At 72.5% G+C, this 21,101-nt stretch carries 21 protein-coding genes and 1 riboswitch; of the genes, 12 read left to right on the top strand and 9 right to left on the bottom strand.

Going from position 1 to position 21,101, the window contains the following annotated elements; genetic code table 11:
- Positions 1–9: 9 nt before the first annotated feature.
- Positions 10–798: an alpha/beta hydrolase gene (locus tag DBP14_RS15995; protein WP_129307869.1), complete on the bottom strand. Its 789-nt coding sequence runs from the start codon at positions 796–798 to the stop codon at positions 10–12.
- An 89-nt stretch (positions 799–887) separates the two neighbouring features.
- Here DBP14_RS15995 and DBP14_RS15990 point away from each other — a divergent pair, with 89 nt between their 5' ends.
- Complete coding sequence (locus DBP14_RS15990) at positions 888–2,282, top strand: PLP-dependent aminotransferase family protein (RefSeq protein WP_241740939.1); 1,395 nt, start codon at positions 888–890, stop codon at positions 2,280–2,282.
- Here the strand turns inward: DBP14_RS15990 and DBP14_RS15985 are convergent.
- Positions 2,182–3,102, bottom strand: coding sequence for a hypothetical protein (locus DBP14_RS15985; RefSeq protein ID WP_129307867.1), 921 nt, complete (start codon positions 3,100–3,102; stop codon positions 2,182–2,184). The two genes, DBP14_RS15990 and DBP14_RS15985, sit on opposite strands and share 101 nt — an antisense overlap.
- Positions 3,103–3,281: 179 nt before the next feature.
- Here DBP14_RS15985 and DBP14_RS15980 point away from each other — a divergent pair, with 179 nt between their 5' ends.
- Positions 3,282–3,848, top strand: a complete 567-nt coding sequence (locus DBP14_RS15980) for an SH3 domain-containing protein (RefSeq protein WP_129307866.1) — start codon at positions 3,282–3,284, stop codon at positions 3,846–3,848.
- A 78-nt stretch (positions 3,849–3,926) separates the two neighbouring features.
- Here the strand turns inward: DBP14_RS15980 and DBP14_RS15975 are convergent, their stop codons facing one another.
- Positions 3,927–4,409, bottom strand: a complete 483-nt coding sequence (locus tag DBP14_RS15975) for a hypothetical protein (protein WP_241740938.1) — start codon at positions 4,407–4,409, stop codon at positions 3,927–3,929.
- 145 nt (positions 4,410–4,554) lie between these two features.
- On the opposite strand from DBP14_RS15975, the gene DBP14_RS15970 reads away from it, so the two are divergent.
- Together DBP14_RS15970 and DBP14_RS15965 are read left to right on the top strand one after the other, a co-directional pair.
- Positions 4,555–5,721: a PP2C family protein-serine/threonine phosphatase gene (locus tag DBP14_RS15970; protein WP_129307865.1), complete on the top strand. Its 1,167-nt coding sequence runs from the start codon at positions 4,555–4,557 to the stop codon at positions 5,719–5,721.
- A gap of 160 nt (positions 5,722–5,881) precedes the next feature.
- Entirely contained in the window at positions 5,882–6,937 is a 1,056-nt protein-coding gene (locus tag DBP14_RS15965) for a hypothetical protein (RefSeq protein WP_129307864.1), read from the top strand.
- A 31-nt stretch (positions 6,938–6,968) separates the two neighbouring features.
- On the opposite strand, the gene DBP14_RS15960 is transcribed toward DBP14_RS15965, so the two are convergent.
- Positions 6,969–7,940 carry a nucleoside hydrolase gene (locus tag DBP14_RS15960; protein WP_129307863.1) on the bottom strand — a complete coding sequence of 324 codons (972 nt, stop codon included), beginning with the start codon at positions 7,938–7,940 and terminating at the stop codon, positions 6,969–6,971.
- Between the two features lie 251 nt (positions 7,941–8,191).
- Between DBP14_RS15960 and DBP14_RS15955 the strand changes: the two genes are divergently transcribed.
- Positions 8,192–8,968, top strand: a complete 777-nt coding sequence (locus DBP14_RS15955) for a hypothetical protein (RefSeq protein WP_129307862.1) — start codon at positions 8,192–8,194, stop codon at positions 8,966–8,968.
- A 295-nt stretch (positions 8,969–9,263) separates the two neighbouring features.
- Here DBP14_RS15955 and DBP14_RS15950 read toward each other — a convergent pair whose 3' ends face one another.
- Positions 9,264–9,914 (bottom strand): Uma2 family endonuclease, encoded by a 651-nt coding sequence (locus DBP14_RS15950; protein ID WP_129307861.1) that lies wholly within the window; start codon positions 9,912–9,914, stop codon positions 9,264–9,266.
- 121 nt (positions 9,915–10,035) lie between these two features.
- Positions 10,036–11,181, bottom strand: coding sequence for a HoxN/HupN/NixA family nickel/cobalt transporter (locus DBP14_RS15945; protein ID WP_129311899.1), 1,146 nt, complete (start codon positions 11,179–11,181; stop codon positions 10,036–10,038).
- Positions 11,182–11,209: 28 nt separating this feature from the next.
- Positions 11,210–11,410, bottom strand: a riboswitch (cobalamin riboswitch).
- Positions 11,411–11,488: 78 nt separating this feature from the next.
- Between DBP14_RS15945 and DBP14_RS15940 the strand changes: the two genes are divergently transcribed.
- Positions 11,489–11,833: a metalloregulator ArsR/SmtB family transcription factor gene (locus DBP14_RS15940; RefSeq protein ID WP_129307860.1), complete on the top strand. Its 345-nt coding sequence runs from the start codon at positions 11,489–11,491 to the stop codon at positions 11,831–11,833.
- Between the two features lie 397 nt (positions 11,834–12,230).
- Positions 12,231–13,877, top strand: a complete 1,647-nt coding sequence (locus DBP14_RS15935) for a glycoside hydrolase family 13 protein (protein WP_129307859.1) — start codon at positions 12,231–12,233, stop codon at positions 13,875–13,877.
- 23 nt (positions 13,878–13,900) lie between these two features.
- Here DBP14_RS15935 and DBP14_RS15930 read toward each other — a convergent pair whose 3' ends face one another.
- Positions 13,901–14,659, bottom strand: coding sequence for a DUF4142 domain-containing protein (locus tag DBP14_RS15930; protein WP_129307858.1), 759 nt, complete (start codon positions 14,657–14,659; stop codon positions 13,901–13,903).
- 287 nt (positions 14,660–14,946) lie between these two features.
- On the opposite strand from DBP14_RS15930, the gene DBP14_RS15925 reads away from it, so the two are divergent.
- From DBP14_RS15925 to DBP14_RS15915, 3 genes are all read left to right on the top strand, one after another.
- Entirely contained in the window at positions 14,947–15,639 is a 693-nt protein-coding gene (locus tag DBP14_RS15925; protein ID WP_129307857.1) for a DUF6445 family protein, read from the top strand.
- Between the two features lie 48 nt (positions 15,640–15,687).
- Positions 15,688–16,566 carry an RNA polymerase sigma-70 factor gene (locus tag DBP14_RS15920; RefSeq protein ID WP_129307856.1) on the top strand — a complete coding sequence of 293 codons (879 nt, stop codon included), beginning with the start codon at positions 15,688–15,690 and terminating at the stop codon, positions 16,564–16,566.
- 82 nt (positions 16,567–16,648) lie between these two features.
- Positions 16,649–17,344 (top strand): DUF4328 domain-containing protein, encoded by a 696-nt coding sequence (locus DBP14_RS15915; RefSeq protein ID WP_241740937.1) that lies wholly within the window; start codon positions 16,649–16,651, stop codon positions 17,342–17,344.
- A gap of 15 nt (positions 17,345–17,359) precedes the next feature.
- Here the strand turns inward: DBP14_RS15915 and DBP14_RS15910 are convergent, their stop codons facing one another.
- Together DBP14_RS15910 and DBP14_RS15905 are read right to left on the bottom strand one after the other, a co-directional pair.
- Positions 17,360–17,983: a 2'-5' RNA ligase family protein gene (locus tag DBP14_RS15910; RefSeq protein ID WP_241740936.1), complete on the bottom strand. Its 624-nt coding sequence runs from the start codon at positions 17,981–17,983 to the stop codon at positions 17,360–17,362.
- A gap of 14 nt (positions 17,984–17,997) precedes the next feature.
- Positions 17,998–19,476, bottom strand: coding sequence for a helix-turn-helix transcriptional regulator (locus DBP14_RS15905; protein WP_241740935.1), 1,479 nt, complete (start codon positions 19,474–19,476; stop codon positions 17,998–18,000).
- Positions 19,477–20,269: 793 nt separating this feature from the next.
- On the opposite strand from DBP14_RS15905, the gene DBP14_RS15895 reads away from it, so the two are divergent.
- Positions 20,270–20,506 (top strand): DUF397 domain-containing protein, encoded by a 237-nt coding sequence (locus DBP14_RS15895; protein WP_129307853.1) that lies wholly within the window; start codon positions 20,270–20,272, stop codon positions 20,504–20,506.
- A gap of 204 nt (positions 20,507–20,710) precedes the next feature.
- Positions 20,711–21,088: a hypothetical protein gene (locus DBP14_RS15890; RefSeq protein ID WP_241740934.1), complete on the top strand. Its 378-nt coding sequence runs from the start codon at positions 20,711–20,713 to the stop codon at positions 21,086–21,088.
- Positions 21,089–21,101 lie beyond the last annotated feature (13 nt).

Here is a 21,101-nt window from a genome sequence, read left to right as displayed (position 1 = left end):
CCGCCGAGCCTACGAGCGCCCGTCGACTCGCGCCAGGAAACCGGCCAACGCCGCGTTGAACTCCGCCGGCCGCTCCAGGTTCGGCATGTGTGCCGCGCCCTCGACGACCTGAAGGGTGGAGTCGGGCAGGGCGGCGTGCATCGTCTCGGCGTCCGAGACCGGGGTGTAGGTGTCGTCGGAGCCGACCACCACCAGGGCGGGGACGGACACCGTGGTGAGCAGCTCCCGGTAGTCGGGGCGCTCGGCGCGCCCGCGCAGGGCCGCCGCCGCGCCCTCGGGGTCCGTGGCCGTCATCATGCGGTGCACATGGGACTTGACCTCGGCGTCGGCGTACGGGGCGACCATCTTCTCCAGCACCTCGTCGGCGTAGCCGCGCATGCCCTCGCGCAGCAGCCGCTCCGCCATGGCGGCCCGGGACCGCCTGCCCTCGGGTGTCTCCGGGTCGGGGAAGGTGTCCGCGAGGACCAGGCCCCGGATCCGGTCCGGGAACCGCCGGTAGCACTCCATGACGATCTGGCCGCCCATCGACAGCCCACCGAGCACGAAGGCGTCCACGCCCAGGTCGTCCAGCAGCGCCCCGATGTCCTCGGCGTGGAGCGGGAGCGGGGTGGTGCCCGGGGTGACGGGGGAGGCGCCGTAGCCGCGCAGGTCGGGAGCGATCACCCGGCGCTCGGACGAGAAGGCGGCCACCTGCGGCTCCCACATCGAGCGGTCGAAGGGGTGGCCGTGGACCAGGACGAGGGGGAGGAGGCGGGAACTTTCGCCGCCTTTGTCGTCGTATGCGAGGAAGGGGGGCATGTGGGGAGCCTAGGTCGCGCCAACTCCTCGGTGCAATAAAATCTTTGCCCTCGGTGCAATGTGCGGATCGGGGCAAGGGGGCGGGCACAGTGCGGGACCATCGCGACTACCGGCGGATCGCCGACCGGATCGCCGCCGACATCGTGGGCGGGCGGCTCAGTCCGGGGCAACGGCTGCCGCCGCAGCGCGCGTTCGCCCGCCGGCACGGCCTCGCACCGTCCACGGCAGGCCGGGTGTACGGCGAACTCGTGCGCCGCGGGCTGGTGGTGGGCGAGGTGGGGCGGGGGACCTTCGTCCGCGCCACACCGGCGGGAGCGGCGGCCGGGCGCGCCCTCACCGAGGCCGGCACCACGATCCCGGACGCCCCGGACGCTCCCGATGCCCGGAACATCCCGGCCACCGCTCCCGTCGTCAACCTGGAGCTGAACTACCCCTCCGCGCCCGGCCAGTCCGAGCTGCTGGCCCCCGCCCTCGCCCCCCTCCTGCGGCCCGACGTGCTGGCCGAGGCCCTGCGCCCGGCCGCCGTCACCGGCACCGGGGCCGCCCGGTCGGCTGTCGCCGACCTGCTCGCCACCGGGGGCCGGCGGCCCGACCCGGCCGGGATCCTGTTCACCGGCAACGCCCGCCAGGCCATCGCCGCGACCCTCGCCTCCCTGGTCCGGCCGGGCGGCCGGGTCGGAGTGGAGCCGCTGACGTATCCGCTGGTCAAGGAGATCGCCGGGCGGCTGGCCCTCACCCTGGTGCCGCTCGCGACGGACGAGCACGGCGTGCTGCCGGAGTCGCTCGCGGGCGCCCGCCTCGGTGCCCTCTACCTCCAGCCGACCCTGCACAACCCGACCTCGCTGACGATGGGCGCGCGGCGGCGCCGGGAACTCGCCGACGCGGTCACGGACTTGGGGCTGCCCGTCGTCGAGGACCGCATCTGGTCGTTCCTGCACACCGGCCCCGAGCCCCCGCTCGCCGCGCTCGCGCCCGGGCTCACTCACGTCGTCGACGGGCTGTCCAAGCGGGTCGCGCCCGGTCTGACGGTCGGGTTCGCCGTCGTACCGCCGGAGCGGGCCGGGGCGGTGGCGGCCGCCGTGCGGTCGGGCGGGTCGAGTCCGGGATCCTTCGCGCTGGAGGCGGCCGTGCGGTGGATCGGGGACGGGACCGTGGCGCGGCTGGTGGCCGCGAAGCGGCGGGACGCGGGGCGGCGCCAGCGGCTGGTGGCCAGGGAGCTGGCCGGCTTCGCCGTGCGGTCCGACCCGGCCGCCTACTTCGCCTGGTGGGAACTGCCCGCGCCGTGGCGGGCGGACACGTTCACGGCCGCCGCGCGGGCGCACGGCGTCGCCGTCACCCCGGGCAGCGCGTTCTGCGTCGACCCGAGCCGGACCCCGAACGCGGTCAGGCTCGGACTCGCGTCGGCGCCTGAGCCGGAGCTGGCGCGGGCGCTGCGGACTCTGGCAGGGCTCGCCCGGTCCCGCCCCGGCGCAGGTACCGGCTGACCCAGGCGACCGCGGCCACGGTGAGGCCGAGCGCGAGGAGGAGCCAGGACGCCGTGCGCAGGGTGGCGGTGAGGGCGTCGTAGACGGCGCCGACGGCCGGGTGGGGGACGTCGGCGGGCAGGTCGGCGAGGGTCAGGCTGCGGCCCAGGGTCAGGGCCAGGCCGAGCAGGGCACCGCCGAGGGCGGTGCCGAGCGCGGTCGCCGCGATGGCGCGGCGGCGGTGGACGGCGACGGCGATCCCGGTGGCGGCGAAGGCGACGGCCGCCACGGGAAGCCAGAAGCCGGCGACTTCCAGCACGTGGAATCCCTTCCGGAACCGGGCCAGTTCGCCCGCCGGGAGCACCGCGACAGCGGTGTGCTCCACGGGGATGCGGGCGGCGAGCGGCACATGGTCCTCGGTGAGTTGCTGTTTGACCCGGGCCGTGACGGGCGCCAGGTCGACGGTGACCGGCCCGGCGGGTCCGCTCCGCCCGCGCAGGGCGCGCAGGACGGCGTCGTGCGTGACCCGGTTGCCGGTGTTCCAGGCCACGCGGAACGCGCGGGTCTGGGTGAAGGAGCGCACGGCGTCCTGGACGAACGGGCGTACGGTGCCCGGCATCGCGTCGCCGGTGTCCACCTGGCGCAGGATGCCGTCGCCGACCGTCTCCGCGACGGCTTCCCGCACGGCCGGGTCGGCGGCGAGCGGTGCCATCGTGGTGACGTAACGGCCCGTGTCGGCGAGCCCGTACGACGCCCAGGCCGCCAACGCGCCGAAGGGCACGAGCAGACAGGCCAGGGCGATCAGTACGGCCGACAGGGCGGTCCTGAGTCGTGGGGGCACGTATCCAGGCAACGGCCGGTGGGCCGGGGGCGCGAGCGGTGCGACGCCATTCGGGCGACACGTCACGCCGTACGGCCGTCCCCGCTGGCGGAAAGCCGGCGGAACTGCAGAATCCGCTCTCCGGTGGAGCGTTCACCCGAACGGGTGTTTCCTGGTGCTGGGGAGAAGGAGGCGAACGTATGCGCACCAGTGTGACCCTGCGAACCCTGGCCGCGGCCCTGCTCACCGGCGGCACCGTCGGCGCGGTGGCGGCGGCGTCCCCGGCCTCGGCCGCGCCGGCGACGACACCCGCCATGACATCGTCGTACACGCCGGCCTCGTCGTACGCGTCCGGCAACAGCGGTGTCCAGCGCCCGGTCTGGGGCACCGTGACCTCCGCGACCGCCCTCAACGTGCGGGCGGCGCCCACCACCCACTCCACCGTGGTCGACCGGCTCGCGCCGGGCAGCCGGGCGCGGGTGCAGTGCGCGGTGACCGGACAGAGCGTCAACGGCACCGCCACCTGGTACTGGTTGCCCGGCTCGCAGGGCTGGGCGAGCGCCGCCTTCGTCGGTACCGGCCGTCACCAGGTGCCCGACTGCGCCGACCCGTGCCCGGTCTGGAAGGACGGCTCGGGCTGGACCAACGGCGGCTGGACCCCGGACGGCGACGGCTCCGGCTGGACCTGGAGCAGCACGGGTTCCGGCTCGGACTCCGGCTCCTTCCACCTCGACATCTCCGTCTCGGTGTCCGGTTCGTGGAGCTGACGAAGAGTTCGGGGAGCTGACGAAGAGTTCGAGTGTGTGGGCCACGGCCTCGGTAGGAGGCCGTGGCCCACGCGCGGCTCAGCGGACGCGGTGGCCGGCCTGGTCCTCGCGCGTGTAGAAGCGGTAGAAGAACGCGCCGTACGTCACCACCGAGATCAGCAGCGCATAGCCGATGCCCCGCAGATACGTGCCGCCGGCCTGCGTGTACATGAACCCGAACGCGGTGCCGACGAACGCCGTCCACAGCAGGGCGTGCACCTCCCGCCTCACATGCGGGGCGATGGCCAGGACGGCCATGTACACCAGCGCGAACACCAGCGCGCTGAGGAATCCCAGCAGCAGGTTCGAGCCCGTGATGGGGCCGCCGTCGCGGTCGTTGGACGCGACCCAGTAGCCGTAGATCAGGCCCAGCCCCACCGGCCAGGCGATCCGGCCGATCGCATGGGTGCGGGGCTCGAAGACGTCGACGGGCGCATGGCCGCCCGGACCGTGCCCGGCCGTCACCTCGGGGGTACCGCCGCGCCGGGGCATGTCACCGGGTGCGGGTGCCGCATGAGCCATGAGAGCACTCCTCTCTCCTCACCCCCGTCTTCCAGGGCACACCGGGGGACGTACCCTGGCAAATCGGCCACGTCGGACCCCGGGTACCCCGTGTGCGGCGGTTGCCCGGATGCGGGCCGTCGGCGCCCGTGTTTCGCTGAGGGACATGGAGGGCCTGGCCGGCGCGACCGAGGACGAGGCCCTGCGGCGCCGGCCGCTCAGGATCGGCGGGCGCAGCGTGGCCTGGGTCGCACCGCTTCTGGTGCTCGCCGCGGTCACCGTGCTCGACGTTGCGACCGGTGAGCGGTACCGGTTCGTGTCCTGGATCGTCCTGGTGCCCGGTACGGCCGCGGCCGTGTGCGGTATCTGGACCACCGCCGCCATCGCGGTGCTGTCCCTCGCGACCTACCTGGCACTGGACACCGCCTGGCCCGGCCAGTACGAGGCCGGACTGCCCGACTTCCTCCTCGTCGGCCTCGGCGGGGTGCTGGCCACGCTGGCCTGCGTGATCCGGCTGCGCCGCGAGCGCGGCATGCTGCACATGCGGGACATCGCCGACACCACGCGCCGGACCGTGCTGCGCCCGCTGCCGCCGCTCTGGGCGGGCCTGGAGCACGCGGCCCTCTACCTCTCCGCCGACGCCGAGGCGCGGGTCGGCGGCGACTTCTACGACATGCAGCCCGGCCCGCACGGCGTCCGGGTGCTCCTCGGCGACGTGCAGGGCAAAGGGCTGGGCGCGGTCGAGACGGCGGCCACGCTGCTCGGCACGTTCCGGGAGGCCGGCTACCACGAGACGGACCTCGCGGCCGTCGCCGAGCGGCTGGAGTCACGGATGGTCCGGCACCGCGCGTACACCGCCGCGCTCGGCCGCCCCGACGGCGACCGCTTCGCGACCGCCGTGCTCATCGGCTTCCCGGCGGCCGAATCCGGGGTCGTCGAGGTCGTCAACTTCGGTCACCTGCCGCCCCTCGCCGTCGGCCCGCACGGCATACGCCCCCTGCCCGCCGGAAACGGCGTCCCGCTCGGCCTCTGCGACCTGGTGGGCGGGCTGCCGCCCCTGTGGCGGGTGCCGCTCGCGGCAGACGAGACGCTGCTGCTGGTCAGCGACGGGATCACGGAGGCGCGCGACGCCTCCGGCGAGTTCTACCCCCTGCGGGCCGAGCTGGCGCGGGCGATCGCCGCGGACCCCGGACGGGCCGAACCCCGGCGCCTGGTACGGCGGGTGCGGGAGGGGGTGCTCCGCCATACCGGCGGGCACCTGGCCGACGACACGACGGCGTTCGCGGTGCGGCGGGCGCGGGCGCGGGCGCGGGCGCCTCGGGCGCCGTCATAGGTTGTCTCTCGTCCGACGGTGCGTCGTGGCTGAGCGCGCCCACGCGGCGGAGTCGCACATGGACAGAGTCCCGCGCCCCTTCGGGGCGCGGCCAGTGGCCCTGAGTTCCAGGTGCAGCGGATACGGTGCTGGTTGCAGAGACCGTCAGGGGGAGGGGAACATGCCCGGAACCGTGCTGCTGCTGGCGGCTTCGCCGTTGGGGCGGTCGTGTGTGGTGGACGCGGCCGGTGTGCTCCCCGTGCTGGCGGCCGTGGCCCCTTCGGTGCTGGCCGGTACCGACACGGCCAACGTCGTCGAACTCGCCGATCCGCTCGACCCGCAGGCCGTTCTCACCCGGCTGCGCGCGGCGGCCGCCGCTCCCGGACCGCTCACGCTGTACGTCACCGGGCAGCTGCAACTGGACCGCCGCCAGCGCCTGCCGCATCTGGCGCTGGCCCGCACCACCCCGGCGACCGTCCGCTACACCGCGCTGCCCTGGCACTGGGTCCGTGAGGAGCTGCGGCTGCGGCCGGCCGGGGCCACGGCCCTCTTCGTCGACCTGCACACGGACGCCGAGACCTGGCAGTACCTGGCGGGCCACCCGCTCGACTCGGGCCGCGACAACGCCGTCTACGGCCGGATCGCCCCGCCCTCCGGCCGGCGCGGGCTGGCGGAGCCGTCGTACATGAAGGCCGTGGCGACGCTGCTGCGCAGCGGGCACCGGCCGCCCTCGGAGCAGTTGCACCAGCAGGCCGTGGCCCGGCTCGGGGACGAGGCGGCGACGAACATCCTGCTCGGCGCGCGGGCCGCGCACAGTGGTGACCCGCACGCGGCCATCAGCGCGGCGGTCCGGGCCGGCCGGTACGCCGAGGCCGACGCGCTGGCCGGGCGCTGGGAGCAGACCGCCGCACGCGCGCACGGTCCCGCCTCCGAGGACGCCCTGCACTGGGCCGAAGTGCGCGCCGACCTCGCGATGTTCGCGGGGGACGCGGCGGGCAGCTGCCGGGCCTGGCTGACCGTCGCCGGGACGCGGCTGGGCGCCGGGCAGCCGGTGGACGCGCCCGCCGTGGAGGCGGCCGTGGACCGCGCCCACCACCAGTGGGGCCGCATCGAGGACCCCGCCCGCGCCCGTGAACTCGGGCCCGTGCTGGCCCAGTTGCGCCTGCGGGTCCCGGGCCGGCGCGAGGGCGCCCTGGAGAACGTCCAGCAGCACCTGCGGCAGCTCCAGACCCAGTGACGCCGACGGCGTCGCGGGCCGCCGGACGGGCTCAGGGCCGCTCGACCGTCTCCAGGTACAGGCCGACGTAGCGGTCCACGTCCACCTCCAGGCCCACGTCCACCAGGGTCTGCATGCGGGCACCCTCGTGGATCTCGGCCTCGCCGGGGCGCGGGCGGCGGTCCACGACGGTCTGGCCCCGGGTGGGTCCGGGGGCGAGGGACACCTCGACCGGGAGGCGGCGGGTGGTCAGGCCCGCCGGGTCGGCCACGGCGCAGACCGCGCCCGCGTCGCCGAGGCCGCCCGCCTCCTCGGCCTCCGTGGGGCCGCCCTGGGAGGTCGGCCGGTGGGCGAGGAGGTCGCCGGCCAGCCGGGTGCCGGGGTCGGTGCTCGCGCGCAAGCGGTGCACGTCCGTGCCGGGGACGACGACCCGCATGAACACGTCCAGGCCGTACATGGTGATCGGCACCCCGGCGGTGAGGAGGATCGCCGCCGCCTCCGGGTCGTGCCACACGTTGAACTCGGCGACCGGCGTCGCGTTGCCCGTCGCGACGGCGCCGCCCATGAAGACGATCCGCTCGATGTTGCGGGTCACCTCCGGGTGGGTGCGCAGCAGCAGGGCGATGTTGGTGAGCGGCGCGGTCGGGATCAGGGTGACCGGGCGAGGGCTGGCCAGGATCTCGCGGTGCAGCAGCGTGACCGCGTCCACGGCGGCCGGGGCGCGGGTCGGCGCGGGCAGGCCCAGGTCGCCCATGCCGTCGTGGCCGTGCACGTGCCGGGCCGAGCGGGCGGGCTCGATCAGCGGCCGCTCGGCACCCCGGGCCACCGGGATGTCCGGCGCGCCGGCCCGCTCCAGCACGGTCAGCGTGTTGCGGACCACCCCGTCGACGTCCGTGTTCCCGGCGACACAGGTCACCGCGCGCAGGTCCAGCCCCGGGTGGCGTACGGCGAACAGCAGGGCCAGGGCATCGTCGACCCCGGTGTCGCAGTCGATGATCACGGGGATGCCGGGCCGGTCGGTCACAGCGGACTCCTTCCGTCGGGACCGACCCTAGAGCCCACACCGAAGGGCCGCGCGGTCTCACGGCCCCAGTCGTCTCAGGACCCCGGTCGCGCGCTGCGTACGACGACCGTGACAAGCCGCCGCGCCCCCCCTACGCGATTGCTCACTCGTACGGACCGGAGCGCTGGTGGAGTCGGCCCCGCGATGGTGCCGTGGGGGAAGGCGGCCTCTCCCCCCCCCACCGGCCCGAACCCCGACCAGGAGGCACCCCGATGACCCCTGCCGCGATATCCCGCCGTGCCCTTTTCCTGGCCGTCGGTCTGGTCACTCTCTCCGGCTGCGCCACCCTCGGCCTCGAACACCCGGCGACCGCGCCGACGCCGACCCCCACGATCGACCGGCCGACGCCCACCGCGAAGGCGCCGAACCGGGCCGACGGCTCCACGCTCAGCGACACGCAGGCCCGCGAGGCGCTCATCACGGAGACCGACCTGGGCCCGCCCTGGACCGCCACGCGCGGGGCGGCCACCTGGCGGGACGGTCTGCTGAAGGCGAGCACCTCGGCCGGGGACTGCCAGCGCCTGCTCGACGCCCTCTACGACGACGAACTCCTCGGCGGTCCGCCGCGCGTCGCCGTCGGCCTCGACGACACCGACACCGGCGCCCAGATCCGCTTCCAGATCGGTGCACGCCGGCCGGCGGACGTCGACGGGGCGCTGGCCTGGCTCGGCGGCATGCCGTCGCAGTGCGCCCGGTTCACGGCCACCACGGAGACCGGCACCCTGGAGGACATCCAGGTCACCGACGCCCCGCTGCCCGACGTCGGGGACGTACGCCAGGGCCTGCACATCACTCTCGCCGCCCTCACCCGCGACGGGGACCAGCTGCTCCTGACGATGGACGTGGCCGCCGTCCGGGTCGGCACGGACGCCTTCGCCCTCACCAACGGCGGTCTGGGCGACGTACCGAACGACGCCACTCAGGCGGCCGTGCAACTGGGCGCGCTGCGCCTGGCCGACGTACGCAAGCAGGGCCGGGTCCAGGTCTGAACTCCCTTGCGCCTCTTGCCGATCGAGTCGTCCGTCCCTAGTTTGAACGGCACTCCGACCCTGCCCGACCGACCCCCCACCGCTGTTGTTGCGAGGTCCCCGTGCCCGAACACACAAGCGCGCCCCCCCACTCGCGGCTCCGCGCCCTGAGCACGACCCCCACCGCCCGAAGCGTCGCCGCCGCCGTCCTCACCATCGCCGCCCTGATCACCGCGGGCAACGCGATCCCGGCCCACGCGGCGGAATCGCCGCCGGCCACGGTTCAGGGCCCCGGGGACCGCTCGTCCGCCCCGGTTCAGAACTCGGCCGTGTCCAGCTCGAACCCGAGGGGCGCGGGGAGCGGAACGGCAAGGCCCAGCTTGTACGAGGGGCTCTTGGTGTACGCGTCCCCGGACGGCTCGGAGTGGACGGTCACCTCCGCCTTCTCGCGGTCGATCAGCAGGTAGAGGGGGATGCCGGCCCGCGCGTACCCGACGATCTTCTTCTCGCGGTCCCGCTCGGCGGTACCGTCGGACGTCACCTCCGCGACGAGAACGACCCCGGCCGGCTCGTGCCACTCCTCCTGGTCGTGGAAGCTGCCCTTGGGAGCGATGACCAGATCGGGGATCACATGGCCGGTCTTCGAGGCGCCGGGGATGTTGAGCCCGACGCCGGTGTAGCGGCCGACGCCCTTGTCGTGATCCCGGACCTGTCCACTTAGTTCGGACACGATTTCCTCGTGCTCCCCGTTGGCCGGTGGCGTCACGTAGATCTCCCCTTCGATCTGCTCCACGCGCCAGCCCCTCGGGGCCACCGCACTGAAGAGCTCGAAGGCCTGCTCCACGCTCGCGCCCGGGGTCTCGGGCTCGTCGCCGTCCGCGTCGCTGTCGCCGTCAGGGTCGTCGTACGGGCCGTAGATGGCCTCGCCCTGGTATCCGGGCATGATGATCGGCTCCGCCGTCGCCATGACAGACCTCCTTCGCTCAGCGCGACTCTCCCAGCGTAAGCGGGAGAGCCCGCCGCGTAATCCGGAACACTTCACTCGAACGAGTGTGCTGTCACGTTTCCGCAGGTCGTCCGGGGTTGCACTACTCGGACGCCGCAGGTGCCTCCAGGGTCCAGCGGTCCTCCACGCGGGCGAGGCGCCAGTAGGAGAGGGCGAGGGCCCAGACGACCACGAACAGGCCGACGATGATGTAGCCGACGCTGTCCAGGTTCAGGCCCGCGATCCAGGTGGTGACGGTGTCGCTGAGGGCGAACTTGTCGTGCAGGACGCCGACCAGTTCGATCGTGCCGATGAAGAAGGCGACCGCGATGGACAGGCCGGTGATGGTGAGGTTGTAGAACACCTTGCGGACGGGGTTGGAGAACGCCCACTGGTAGGCGAAGTTCATGAACGTGCCGTCCAGCGTGTCGAACAGGCTCATGCCGGCCGCGAAGAGGAGCGGCAGGCACAGCACCGCGTACCACGGCAGTCCCGCCGCCGCGCCCGAGCCCGCCATCACCATGAGCGTGACCTCGGTGGCCGTGTCGAAGCCGAGGCCGAACAGGAAGCCCAGCGGGTACATCTGGCCGGGCCGGGACACGGACTTGGTGAGCCGGCCCAGCAGCCGGTTCATGAACCCCCGTGAGTCCAGGTGCTGTTCGAGTTCCTTCTCGTCGTACGTCCCCGCCCGCATCGCCCGGAACACGCGCAGGATGCCGACCAGGGCGATCAGGTTGAGCGCGGCGATGAGATAGAGGAACCCGCCGGAGATCGTCGTACCGAGGAACCCGAGCACCTGGTGGGTGGTGGAGTGCTCGTCGGTCACCTTGCCGGCCAGCGAGGTGCCGCCCGCGATCAGCAGGGCGAGCAGCACGACCACGCTGGAGTGGCCGAGCGCGAACCAGAAGCCGACCGACACCGGCCGCTTGCCGTCGGCCATCAGCTTGCGGGTGGTGTTGTCGATCGCGGCGATGTGATCGGCGTCGAAGGCGTGCCGCATGCCGAGGGTGTAGGCGGTGACGCCGAGGCCGATGCCGAAGACCTCGTGGCCGACCTGGTAGTGCTGCGGGGCGACCAGCAGGAACAGCACGCCGAACGCGACGACGTGCAGGGCGGCGATGACGGCCAGCAGCCCCGCCGTGCGGTAGGTGTCCTCCCGCCGCCACTTGAAGGTGTTCGGCCCGGGGGCGTCCGGTCCGGTCGAACTGGGCTTCACGGCCGTACCGCGGGCAGGGTCGGGCAGGGTCATCCGGTTCACGCTCCAGCACCTCGTGGATCACTTCGTGAGCTGCCGTGGCCGGTCTCCTGGCTGACGGGTCGCGCGTTCGCCGTCCCTGCCTTCCCGGTCGTACGACCAGTGGCCCGGCGGGTGCCGGACGGGACGAGAACTCCCCGATCACAGTGGCGAGGGCCGCGTCGGCATGGACCCCTGAGGGGCCGTCACCGACTTCCCGAACACCACGGCGTGCCTACGGTAGAGGTGCGGACCGGTGCCTGCATAGCTGCATACCTGGGCAGGTATTCAAGATCACATCGCGGCCTGCGAAGATGTCGGCATGCATCTCGTGCCTGCCGACCGAGCGGACCGTCGCACCATCGACGGTCACCGGGTGTGCGAGGCGATCGCCGCCATCGGCGACGCGGGTCACGTTCGCACCTGGGCCGACCGCTTCTCCCTGCTCGCCGACCCCAACCGGCTGGCCCTCCTGCTCGCCCTGCACCGCACGGGCCCGCTCGCCGTCTCCGACCTCGCCATCGCCACGGGCATGAACGACCCCGCCGTCTCCCAGGCCCTCCGCCTCCTCCGCGCCGCCGGCGCGGTAACAGGCGAAAAGGAGGGCCGCGTGGTCCGCTACCGCCTGGTCGACGAGGAACTGGCAGCGGTACTCCAACACTGCTGACCCCGCCCGGCCGCCGACCGCCAAGCTCCCCTTCCGCCCCACCGAGCCGACCGCCAAGCTCCCCTTCCGCCCCACCGAGCCGACCGCCGGGTTCCCCTTCCGCCCCTCCGAGTCGACCGCCGGGCCCCCATCCGCCCCACCGAGTCGACCGCCAAGCTCCCCTTCCGCCCCACCGAGCCGACCGCCGGGCCCCCATCCGCCCACCGAGCCGGGCCTCGATGGCTACTTCTCGACCCAGCGAGTCGGGTGGTGGGTGGGCGAGGTCGGGGGGTTCGGGGGGCGGAGCCCCCTGAGTGGACCACCGCAGCGCCGCCGCACAACCACAACCCCGGCCCACTGGTCCCCGCGCCCCCCACCCCCGTGTTCCCTTTCCGGGCAATGTGGACAGAGTCCAGGTATGGCAGACCTCTCCTCCCGCGACCCCGACTGGTGGCGCCAGGCAGTCATCTACCAGGTGTACCCCCGCAGCTTCGCCGACGCCGACGGCGACGGACTCGGCGACCTCCAAGGCATCACCGCCCACCTCGACCACCTCGCCACCCTCGGCGTCGACGCCCTCTGGCTCAGCCCCTTCTACCCCTCCGAACTCGCCGACGGCGGCTACGACGTCGCCGACCACCGCGACGTCGACCCCCGCCTCGGAACCCTGGACGACTTCGACGCCCTCGCCGCCGAGGCCCACCGCCTGGGCCTGAAGGTCGTCGTCGACCTCGTCCCCAACCACACCTCGCACCAGCACGCCTGGTTCCAGGAGGCCCTGCGCTCCGCCCCCGGCTCCCCCGCCCGCGACCGCTACGTCTTCCGCCCCGGCCGCGGCCCGCACGGCGAACTCCCGCCCACTGACTGGCAGTCCGTGTTCGGTGGCACCGCCTGGCACCGCGTCCCCGACGGCGAGTGGTACCTCCACCTCTTCGCCCCCGAGCAGCCCGACCTCAACTGGGACAACGAGGAGGTCCGCGCCGACTTCCGCACCACTCTCCGCTTCTGGTCCGACCGAGGCGTGGACGGCTTCCGCGTCGACGTCGCCCACGGCCTCGCCAAGGACCTCACGGAGCCACTCCGCGACACCGGCGACATCGGCGTCACCGGCGAGGACGCCCTGCCCCGGGTCCCGCCCGGCACCCACCCCCACTGGGACCGGGACGAGGTCCACGAGATCTACCGCGACTGGCGCCGCGTCTTCGACGCCTACACCCCGCCACGCACCGCCGTCGCCGAGGCCTGGGTGCCGGACGCCCGCCGCGCCCTGTACGCCCGCCCCGACGAACTCGGCCAGGCCTTCAACTTCGAGTACCTGCAAGCCGGCTGGGACGCGGACGAACTGCGCGAGGTCATCGGCCGCTCCCTCGCCACCGCCCGCGCCGCCGGCGCCTCGGCGACCTGGGTGCTGTCCAACCACGACGTCGTCCGGCACGCCACTCGCCTGCTGCTCCCGCCCGGCACCGACACCGACGCCTGGCTGCTGTCCGGCGGCCACGCACCGGCCGTCGACCAGGAGGCCGGCCTGCGCCGGGCCCGCGCGGCCACGCTGCTGATGCTGGCGCTGCCGGGATCGTCGTACGTCTACCAGGGCGAGGAACTCGGCCTGCCCGAGGTCGCCGACCTGCCCACCGAGGTCCTCCAGGACCCCATCTGGGAGCAGACCGGGCACGTCCGCAAGGGCCGCGACGGCTGCCGGGTGCCGCTGCCGTGGACGACGACCGGACCGTCGTACGGCTTCGGCGCCCGGGCCGCCTGGCTGCCGCAGCCGGCGTCGTTCGCGTCGTACGCCGTCGAGGCACAGGCCGGTACCGAGGGCTCCACGCTGGAGCTGTACCGCACCGCCCTGCGCCTGCGCCGCAAGCTGCTCCAGGGCGAGACGCTGACCTGGACGCCCGGGGCGCCGGCCGGGGTCCTGGACTTCGCCCGCACCGACGCCTGGCGCTGCGTCACCAACCTCACCGCCGCGCCCGTACCCCTGCCGCCGGGCGAGGTCCTGCTGGCCAGCACCCCGCTCCCGGAGACCGGACTGCTCCCGCCGGACACCACCGTCTGGCTGGACTGATCGGCGGTCGGATCAGGGGCCGGCTAACCCGCCGTCGGGTCCGGGGCCGGCCCCGGCGCGTTGCCCCGGTCCTTGCTGTCCCCGCTGTCGGTGATGCCGTTCAGGTCCAGCGGCGTGGACGTCGCGTTCGGCGGCGGGGTGAGGATCACCTCGGGCTGGCCGGCGGGCGGGGGCGGCGGGGTCAGGTCGGCCTGGGGCAGCTTCGGCGGGGTGGTCTGCTGGAAGAGGGTCTGGTCGAAGTCGATCAGACCCGTCCGCTCCATCACCGTGATGTGGTCCAGCACGGTGTCGTTGGTCTGGTCGGCGAGCGCCCGCACCAGCGAGTTCTTGGTGGTGGAGCGGATCTTCGCGATGGTGTTGAAGATCGAGCCGTGCGTCATGCGCAGGATGTTGGCGAAGTCCACGTCGAACTGTCTGCCCTGGTCGGACTTGAGCGTCTGCAAAAACCCTTCCTGCTGGGGGCTCGCCACGTTGGGCAGCGTGATGTTCAGCATCGGCGCGATCTTGCGGCAGGAGGCGTCCAGCGCGGCATGGCCGTCGATGAGGTGCTTGCTCGCGGTGACGACTCCCTTGGTGGTGCCCTTCTGGAGTCCCAGCTGCCCCACCGGGTACTCCCACAGCCCAGCCGCCCGCACCTTCACCACGAAGTCCCGGTCGCCCTCGGTCAGCGGCCCCCACTGGGTGTTGGCGATGATCCGGGTGGACTGGCTGGTCACCTGGTTCAGGCCGAGCATGCCGGGATAGACGAGCGCGGCGAGGGTGAGGGCCATCGCACCCCCCACGAAAAAGGTTCCCGTCGCGTTCCGCGAAAAGCGCACCGTGCCTCCTGCCCGGCCATGGATCCGCCCAGCGGGCGGTGAGGACACCCAGCAGTACGGACGCGGGAGCCGTTCGTATCTGTCGCGCACCGAAAATTCCGGGAGCTTCCCGTGCCCCTCCGGCGACCTGGGCGGATCGCCGGTAACGCCCGCCTTGCCCGGCCCCCGTTGGGCAAACGTTGACCTTCCCCAGGGAGAGTTGACCATTTCCCGGCCGAACCCAGGAAGAACCCAGGCCTAGATTCGGCCGTATGCCCCCCCAGCCCCAGCCCAGGATGCCCGCCGCGCTGCCCGTCCTGCCCTACCGCAAGCCCACCAAGGGCCGCGACTACTGGGTGCTGGACGACGTCCTGCCCGACGTGGACGCCGTACGGGAGCGGTGCCTGGCCAAGGACGACTGGGTGAAGGGGTACCCGTACACCTCGGAGACCTGGCCGGGCCTGCGCGCCATGCCCGGCCTGGAACCCGCGGAACTGGCCCGTATCGAGCGGCTGGTGAGGAAGGCGACCGGGGCGAAGGAGCTGTGGGTGCAGCAGGCGCCCGGCGGCGGCACCCTCAACCACAACTGCGTCCAGGTCGTCGGCGAGGGCGAGGGCGAGAGCCAGCCGCGCCCGCACACCGACTCGCGCGCGCTGTGCCGGTACGCGGCCGTGCTGTACCTCAACCCGGCCGTCCCGAAGGACTGCGGCACCAGCTTCTTCCGCCAGTCCCTGCCGGGTGGCCGGCTCGGCGGCAACGTCGTCCAGGCCCCGCACAACAACCTCGTCGAGGCCCTCGGCACCCGCTTCGTGGCGCCGGACGCCTTCGAGGAGGACGTCCGTGTCCCCCACAAGTACAACCGCCTCCTCCTCTACAACGCCAACCTCGTGCACAGCGCGACGGGCTACTCCGGTACGACGCTGGAGGAGAAGCGGATGACGGCGGTCTTCTTCTGGATGGCCTGACGGTGCGGTGACCTGGCCGGAGCCGCGGCGCTCTGGCAGGTTGCTCCCATGGACCACGACCAGGCGGACCCGTACTTCTCCCACCGGCGGCTGCTGTTCGCGACCGCCTACCGGATGCTCGGGAGCGTGACGGACACCGAGGACGTCCTCCAGGACACCTGGCTCACCTGGCACGCCGCCGACCGCACCACCATCCGCAGCCCCCGCGCCTACCTGGTCCGCACGGTCACCAACCTCTGCCTCAACCGCCTCACCTCCGCGCGCGCCACCCGCGAGCACTACGTCGGCCCCTGGCTCCCCGAACCCCTCCTGACCTCCCCCGACGCGGCCGAGGACACGGAGCTGGCGGACAGCGTGTCGACGGCGATGCTCGTCGTCCTGGAGACGCTCGCCCCGGTCGAACGGGCGGTGTTCGTGCTCCGCGAGGTCTTCGGCTTCTCCCACGCGGAGATCGCCGGCTTCCTGGACCGCCCCGAGCCCGCCGTCCGCCAGATCGCCCACCGGGCCCGCTCCCACGTCCGCTCCCGCCGCCCCCGCTACGACACCGACCCCGGGCGGCGCGCCCGCGTCACCGACCGCTTCATCGAGGCGTGCGCGGGCGGCGACCTCAACGCGGTACTGGAACTCCTCGCCCCCGACGTCACCGTCTGGGCCGACGGCGGCGGCAAGGTCAGCGCCGCCCGCCGGCCCGTCCACGGCCCCGACCGCGTGGCGCGGTGGATCCTCGGCATCCTGACCAAGCCGCAGATGACGGGCGTCGCCTTCGAGCCCGCCCAAATCAACGGCGAGCCGTCCCTCCTCCTCACCGCCTCCGGCACCCCGGCGGGAGCCCTCACCTACGACCTCACGGAGGCGGGCATCACCACCATCCGCCTCCAGGTCAACCCGGACAAACTGCGGGGCCTGCGGCCGGCGGGGCTGTCGTAGCCATGCCGTAGTCATGCCTCAGCCATGCCTCACGGCCGGGTCACCTGGCCCCGGCACACCGCCATACGCCAGGATGATCCGCGTGAATGATCAGATAGCGCGGTCCCTGCTGCGGCCCACCCGTTCGGCCGGGCGGATGGCCGTCGGCACCCTGCTGCTCGCCGCACTCGGCTACCTGCTGCGGGCGGTGTGGGAGATCAGGCTCGCCGCCGCCGGCGAACCGCCCTCCGGCCCCCCGGACCAGGGCGACGGCGTGCACCGCCCCCTCACCGCGCTGGAGAACTCCTACCACTTCGTCACCACCGTGGCCGGGGTCCTGACCGCGATCTGCGCGATCTGCTTCCTGGCCTGGCTCCGCCGCGTCCGCGAGAACGCCGCCGACCTCTCGGGCCGCCCCCCGAAGTACGCCGGCGTCTGGGTCTACCTCGGCTGGATCGTCCCGGTCGTCAACCTCTGGTTCCCGCGCGGCATCATCGCCGACGCGTACCGCACCACCGCCCCCGGCCGCCGCCTCCCCGCCTCCGTCACCATCTGGTGGACCCTGTGGCTGCTCAGCCTCCTCACCGGCATCGGCCTCCTCCACCCCGCCTCCACCGACGACACGATCGCCCGCGCCTACACCTCGATCTGGCCCCTCCTCACCTCGGACGCCCTCATCATCGGCGCGGCGGTGACGGGCGCCCTGGCGGTACGGGCGGTGACCTCGGCGCAACTGGCCCGCCTGGCCGGGGACGAGGCCGCGACACCGCGCGAGCGGACCGGGGCCCTGCGGGATTGAGCCTCTCACTCTGTGTCAGCCCAGCGGCACGGTGGCGAACGTCTCCCACTCGTACATCTGGTTGTCGCGGTGCAACACGATCAGCTCGGCACTGGTGCACCTGGCCTTCGTGGGCGGGAACTCGACTGCCTTGAGGGCTTCGACGACCGGCGTGACCGGCCCGTCGCCGGCGCTGTAGGCGACCGAGACGTGCGGAGTGAATCCCTCAGCCTTCTCCGGCACGTTGCCGAGGACGTCTCGGATCGCGGCTCGGATCCCGTCGCGCACCTGCCGTACGGGGGCGTCCGGCTCGGCGGCCAGCAAGATTGCTTCCGGATCTACGACAGCCCGGCCGAGCTCCATCTCGAAGGGCGACACTGATGCAAACCGCGGCCGGGCCGCCTCCACGATGGCGTTGACGTCGTCTTCCTCGGTTTCGCCTACGAAGCCGATGCCCTGCATGGTGAGGTGCAGCCACTGATCGGGGACCGGCGTGAGGACGGCCCCGAGTGGTGCGAGCGCTGCCCGGTACTCGGCCGCGAGCCGGTACACATCCTGCTGCCCCTCGAACGTGAGGTGCCACGTATAGAAGCGGCGTCCGACGGCCCAACCCGGCCGCCACCACCAGTGGTTGCGCATGGTCCCAAGCTGAGTACTCATGGTCATGGATCAAATCAGGCGGAGGCCGCGCCTGGCGAGAGGGCGACGTGACGTGCGGCCGAATCCATGCAGAAGTCTTCAATTGCGGCGCATAGACCGCTCGCCGCGGTGCCGGTGGCATGGAGACGGCTGACGCTGGACGCGAGTTCGCGCAGGCGGTGGGTGACCGGCGAGACACGCTGGTCAGGAGGGAGGGCAAGGACAGGGCTCAGGGCCTCGATGGCGCCCTCAGCCTCGCCTGAGATCAGGTGCGCAGCCGCCTTGCTGATGCGAATCTGCGCCTCGGTGCCGTACGCGCGTACGCGTTGCGCCGACAGCAGGGTGAGAGCGTTGTCCGCCGCACGGGCGGCGACGGATGCGTGGCCCACACGCAGGTGCACACCGGCGGCGTAGTTTTCCTGGCGAGCAGGTTCGCAGGCGAAGATGCCGCCTACTTCGTCCGCTCCGACTGCGGCATTCCGAGCCTCCTCGGCTCGGGCCAGGGCAGCAAGTGCTTCGCTTTTCGAACCGAGTTCGGACCAGGCGTCCGCCTCTTGGCAGGCGAGGAACACAGCGACCGAACCGGTGGTCCGGTAAGCGGCACCACGGAGGGCGAAGCCGATGGCGTCACGCAGCTTGCCGTCCCAAAATGCCACCTTCGAACGCGTCGACAACACCCATGCACGCACATCGTTGTGCTGGGACAGTTCTGCGCAGAGCCATGCCGTGCGGCCCTGCGTGTCCGCGTCTTGCAGCTGGCCGAGGTCCGAGGACATCCAGGCAAGCAGACCGCACACGTACCCTGCCGAGACGTAGAGGTCTGCGGACTGGCGAGGGTACTGGTGACCCTCCAGCAGCGCGAACACACGGTCGCGCAACGCCCTGGCACGAGGGAACAGGGCGACCGGATCCGATGTGAGGTAGTCGGAGGCCAGAGCGCGCGTCTCCGACATCAGCTGCTCGACGGCGAGGTCACCGACGTTTGTCGCCTCCGCCCACTGCGCCCACGTGGCGGATTCGTCAGCGGCGAGACGGACGAGGTCGGATGCGGGCGGAGCCGGCACACGGACAAGAAGTGAGTTGACCGGGGGCCGGGGCTCGGCGGCCACGTCGACGCCACCGCTGAGGACACGGAGATCGGTGTCCGGCAGGGACTTCCGGTCTTCCAGGTCCAGGAGTTCTGTGACACGGCACCCGTAGGCATCAGCCATGGCGAACAGGACAGACAGACTCGGGCGCCGAGACGATGGTGCGGGCCACTTCTCCCATTTGCCGACCAGCGAGGCGTCAGCAGCGACAGCTTCGCCCGGGCGGTGGCTGCCGGCTTGGGTGATGCGGTCGGCCGCTTCCTGGAGCGTCCAACCGTGAGCATGGCGCCACGCTTCACGAGCTCGCATCCGAAAGCGCGTGCGCATCTCTACCGCGATGTCCGCCGTGGCGCAGCCGGTGGCGGTCATGTCGTGCCGGAGGGCGTCCCTTTGTCCTTTGGAACCGGGCTTCCTGGTTGCGTTCATGGCGACCTCTCGCTGCGCGGCCTGGCGCACTCAAAGTAGCGGGTCGGTCACTGCCCTGATCCACCGTCACGTGTCGCGGAAGACACCGAGCGTCCAAGCACGGCCGGTTTCACGGTGCGTTTGCGCTGGCCAGGCGGCAGCGGGGTGCCCAGAAAAGTTGGTCATCGCTGCCCGCGACATGAACACCCGTTCTTGGAACCGTAGAAGAGCGCCCGAGCCATCACCCTCCGGACACACAAAACCCCCGCGAGCGTGCGACCGGTACGGGGGCATGGCCAACGCTGCTGAGGAGCGTCGACATGTCAAACGGTACAGCCCAGCAAAATCCCTCACGGATGACTCTCCGTGTCTACACCGTTGACCGGGAAGGCATCGTCACCGAAAGACGTGGCCAGGTGAGCGTCCTGCCCCATGAGGGCCCGTTGCCGCTCACGACGGCGTTCCCGCCGTGCCGGTGTCCACGCTGTCGGGCAGCGAAAGCGGTGTGCCGGTGAACGTCCGGCGAGCGGATGGCGCCCTCCCGGAGGCCCGCGTCCTGCCGCGGGACGGCCTCGGTGTCCTGTCAGGTCCTCGCGCTGGTGCCGCCGCGGGCCCCACGCTGACGCACCCCCATGGCGACCGCAGGGTCAGGGTCGCGCACTCAAGACACCCACCGGGCCGTGGACCGCCGCGTCGCGGCCCGGCGGGTCCGCCCGGACGCGACGGAACGGAAGCCGGCGGCGAGGCGGGTCAGCAGCACCCGATGGGTCGGGGCGACGGTCTCCGCACCCACAACACAGAGAAGGAGCAAGGAATGAGCGGTATCTACGGCGTCTCCGTCGACATGGCGGGCTTCGAGACCTTCTGCGGCGGCAACCTCCAGGGCGAACACGAGTCGTGCGTCGAACTGGCCGTGATCCCGAGTGCGGGCCCCGCGTACGCACTCCGCGACAGCAAGCCGGAAGGTGTCGGGAGGGAACTGCGGTTCACCGAGACGGAACTCGACGACTTCGTGCGCGGCTACGCCAGGCGGCGGGGTCTGAAGCTCTAACCTGACCCCCCTCCACAGCACCCGACAGGCGGGCCGTTCCGTCACGCGGGACGGCCCGCACCCCGAGGAAGGGCGCATATGAGCTGGTCAGGGCACTTTCATGGCTACGGTCCCTGGAGCGGGACGCCGGAGAGCTATCACCGGGAAGGCAACCGCCGGCCTCCTCACCCCGACCCGCCCGCGCCGCTCGGGCCGGACGACAAGGTGGCTGAGCGTGCCCTCCAGCGCTACCGGGAGGTCACCGCGGAGTTCCCCACCTCCGTTCTGCCGCCGCTGATGTCGGGCCACTGGCTGATGAAGCGCAGCCAGGCTTCGTCCGACCGGACGTGGGCCGACCCGGCGGTGGCGCTGGAGTGGATGACGAAGCACTACCTCGCGAACCCGCCGTACGAGCGTGACGGCGGCAGGCAGGCGTATACCGGACTGGAGGTGAGCCGCGCGTACGTCAGCGACGTCCTGCCGCTCGGTGTCGACGTGAGCTGGGTGTACTACAACCGCTCCCAGAACATCGTCTCGATCTGCGTCGTGTGCTGCCCGAACCGCCATCACCCCGCTCTGGCCTGTCCGTTGCCCCACTCGTGAACCGGAGGACACC

The organism is Streptomyces sp. L2 (genome assembly GCF_004124325.1).
GTDB lineage: Bacteria > Actinomycetota > Actinomycetes > Streptomycetales > Streptomycetaceae > Streptomyces.
The sequence above is the reverse complement of the archived record's forward strand: the minus strand, read 5'-3'. Positions and strand labels throughout refer to the sequence as shown.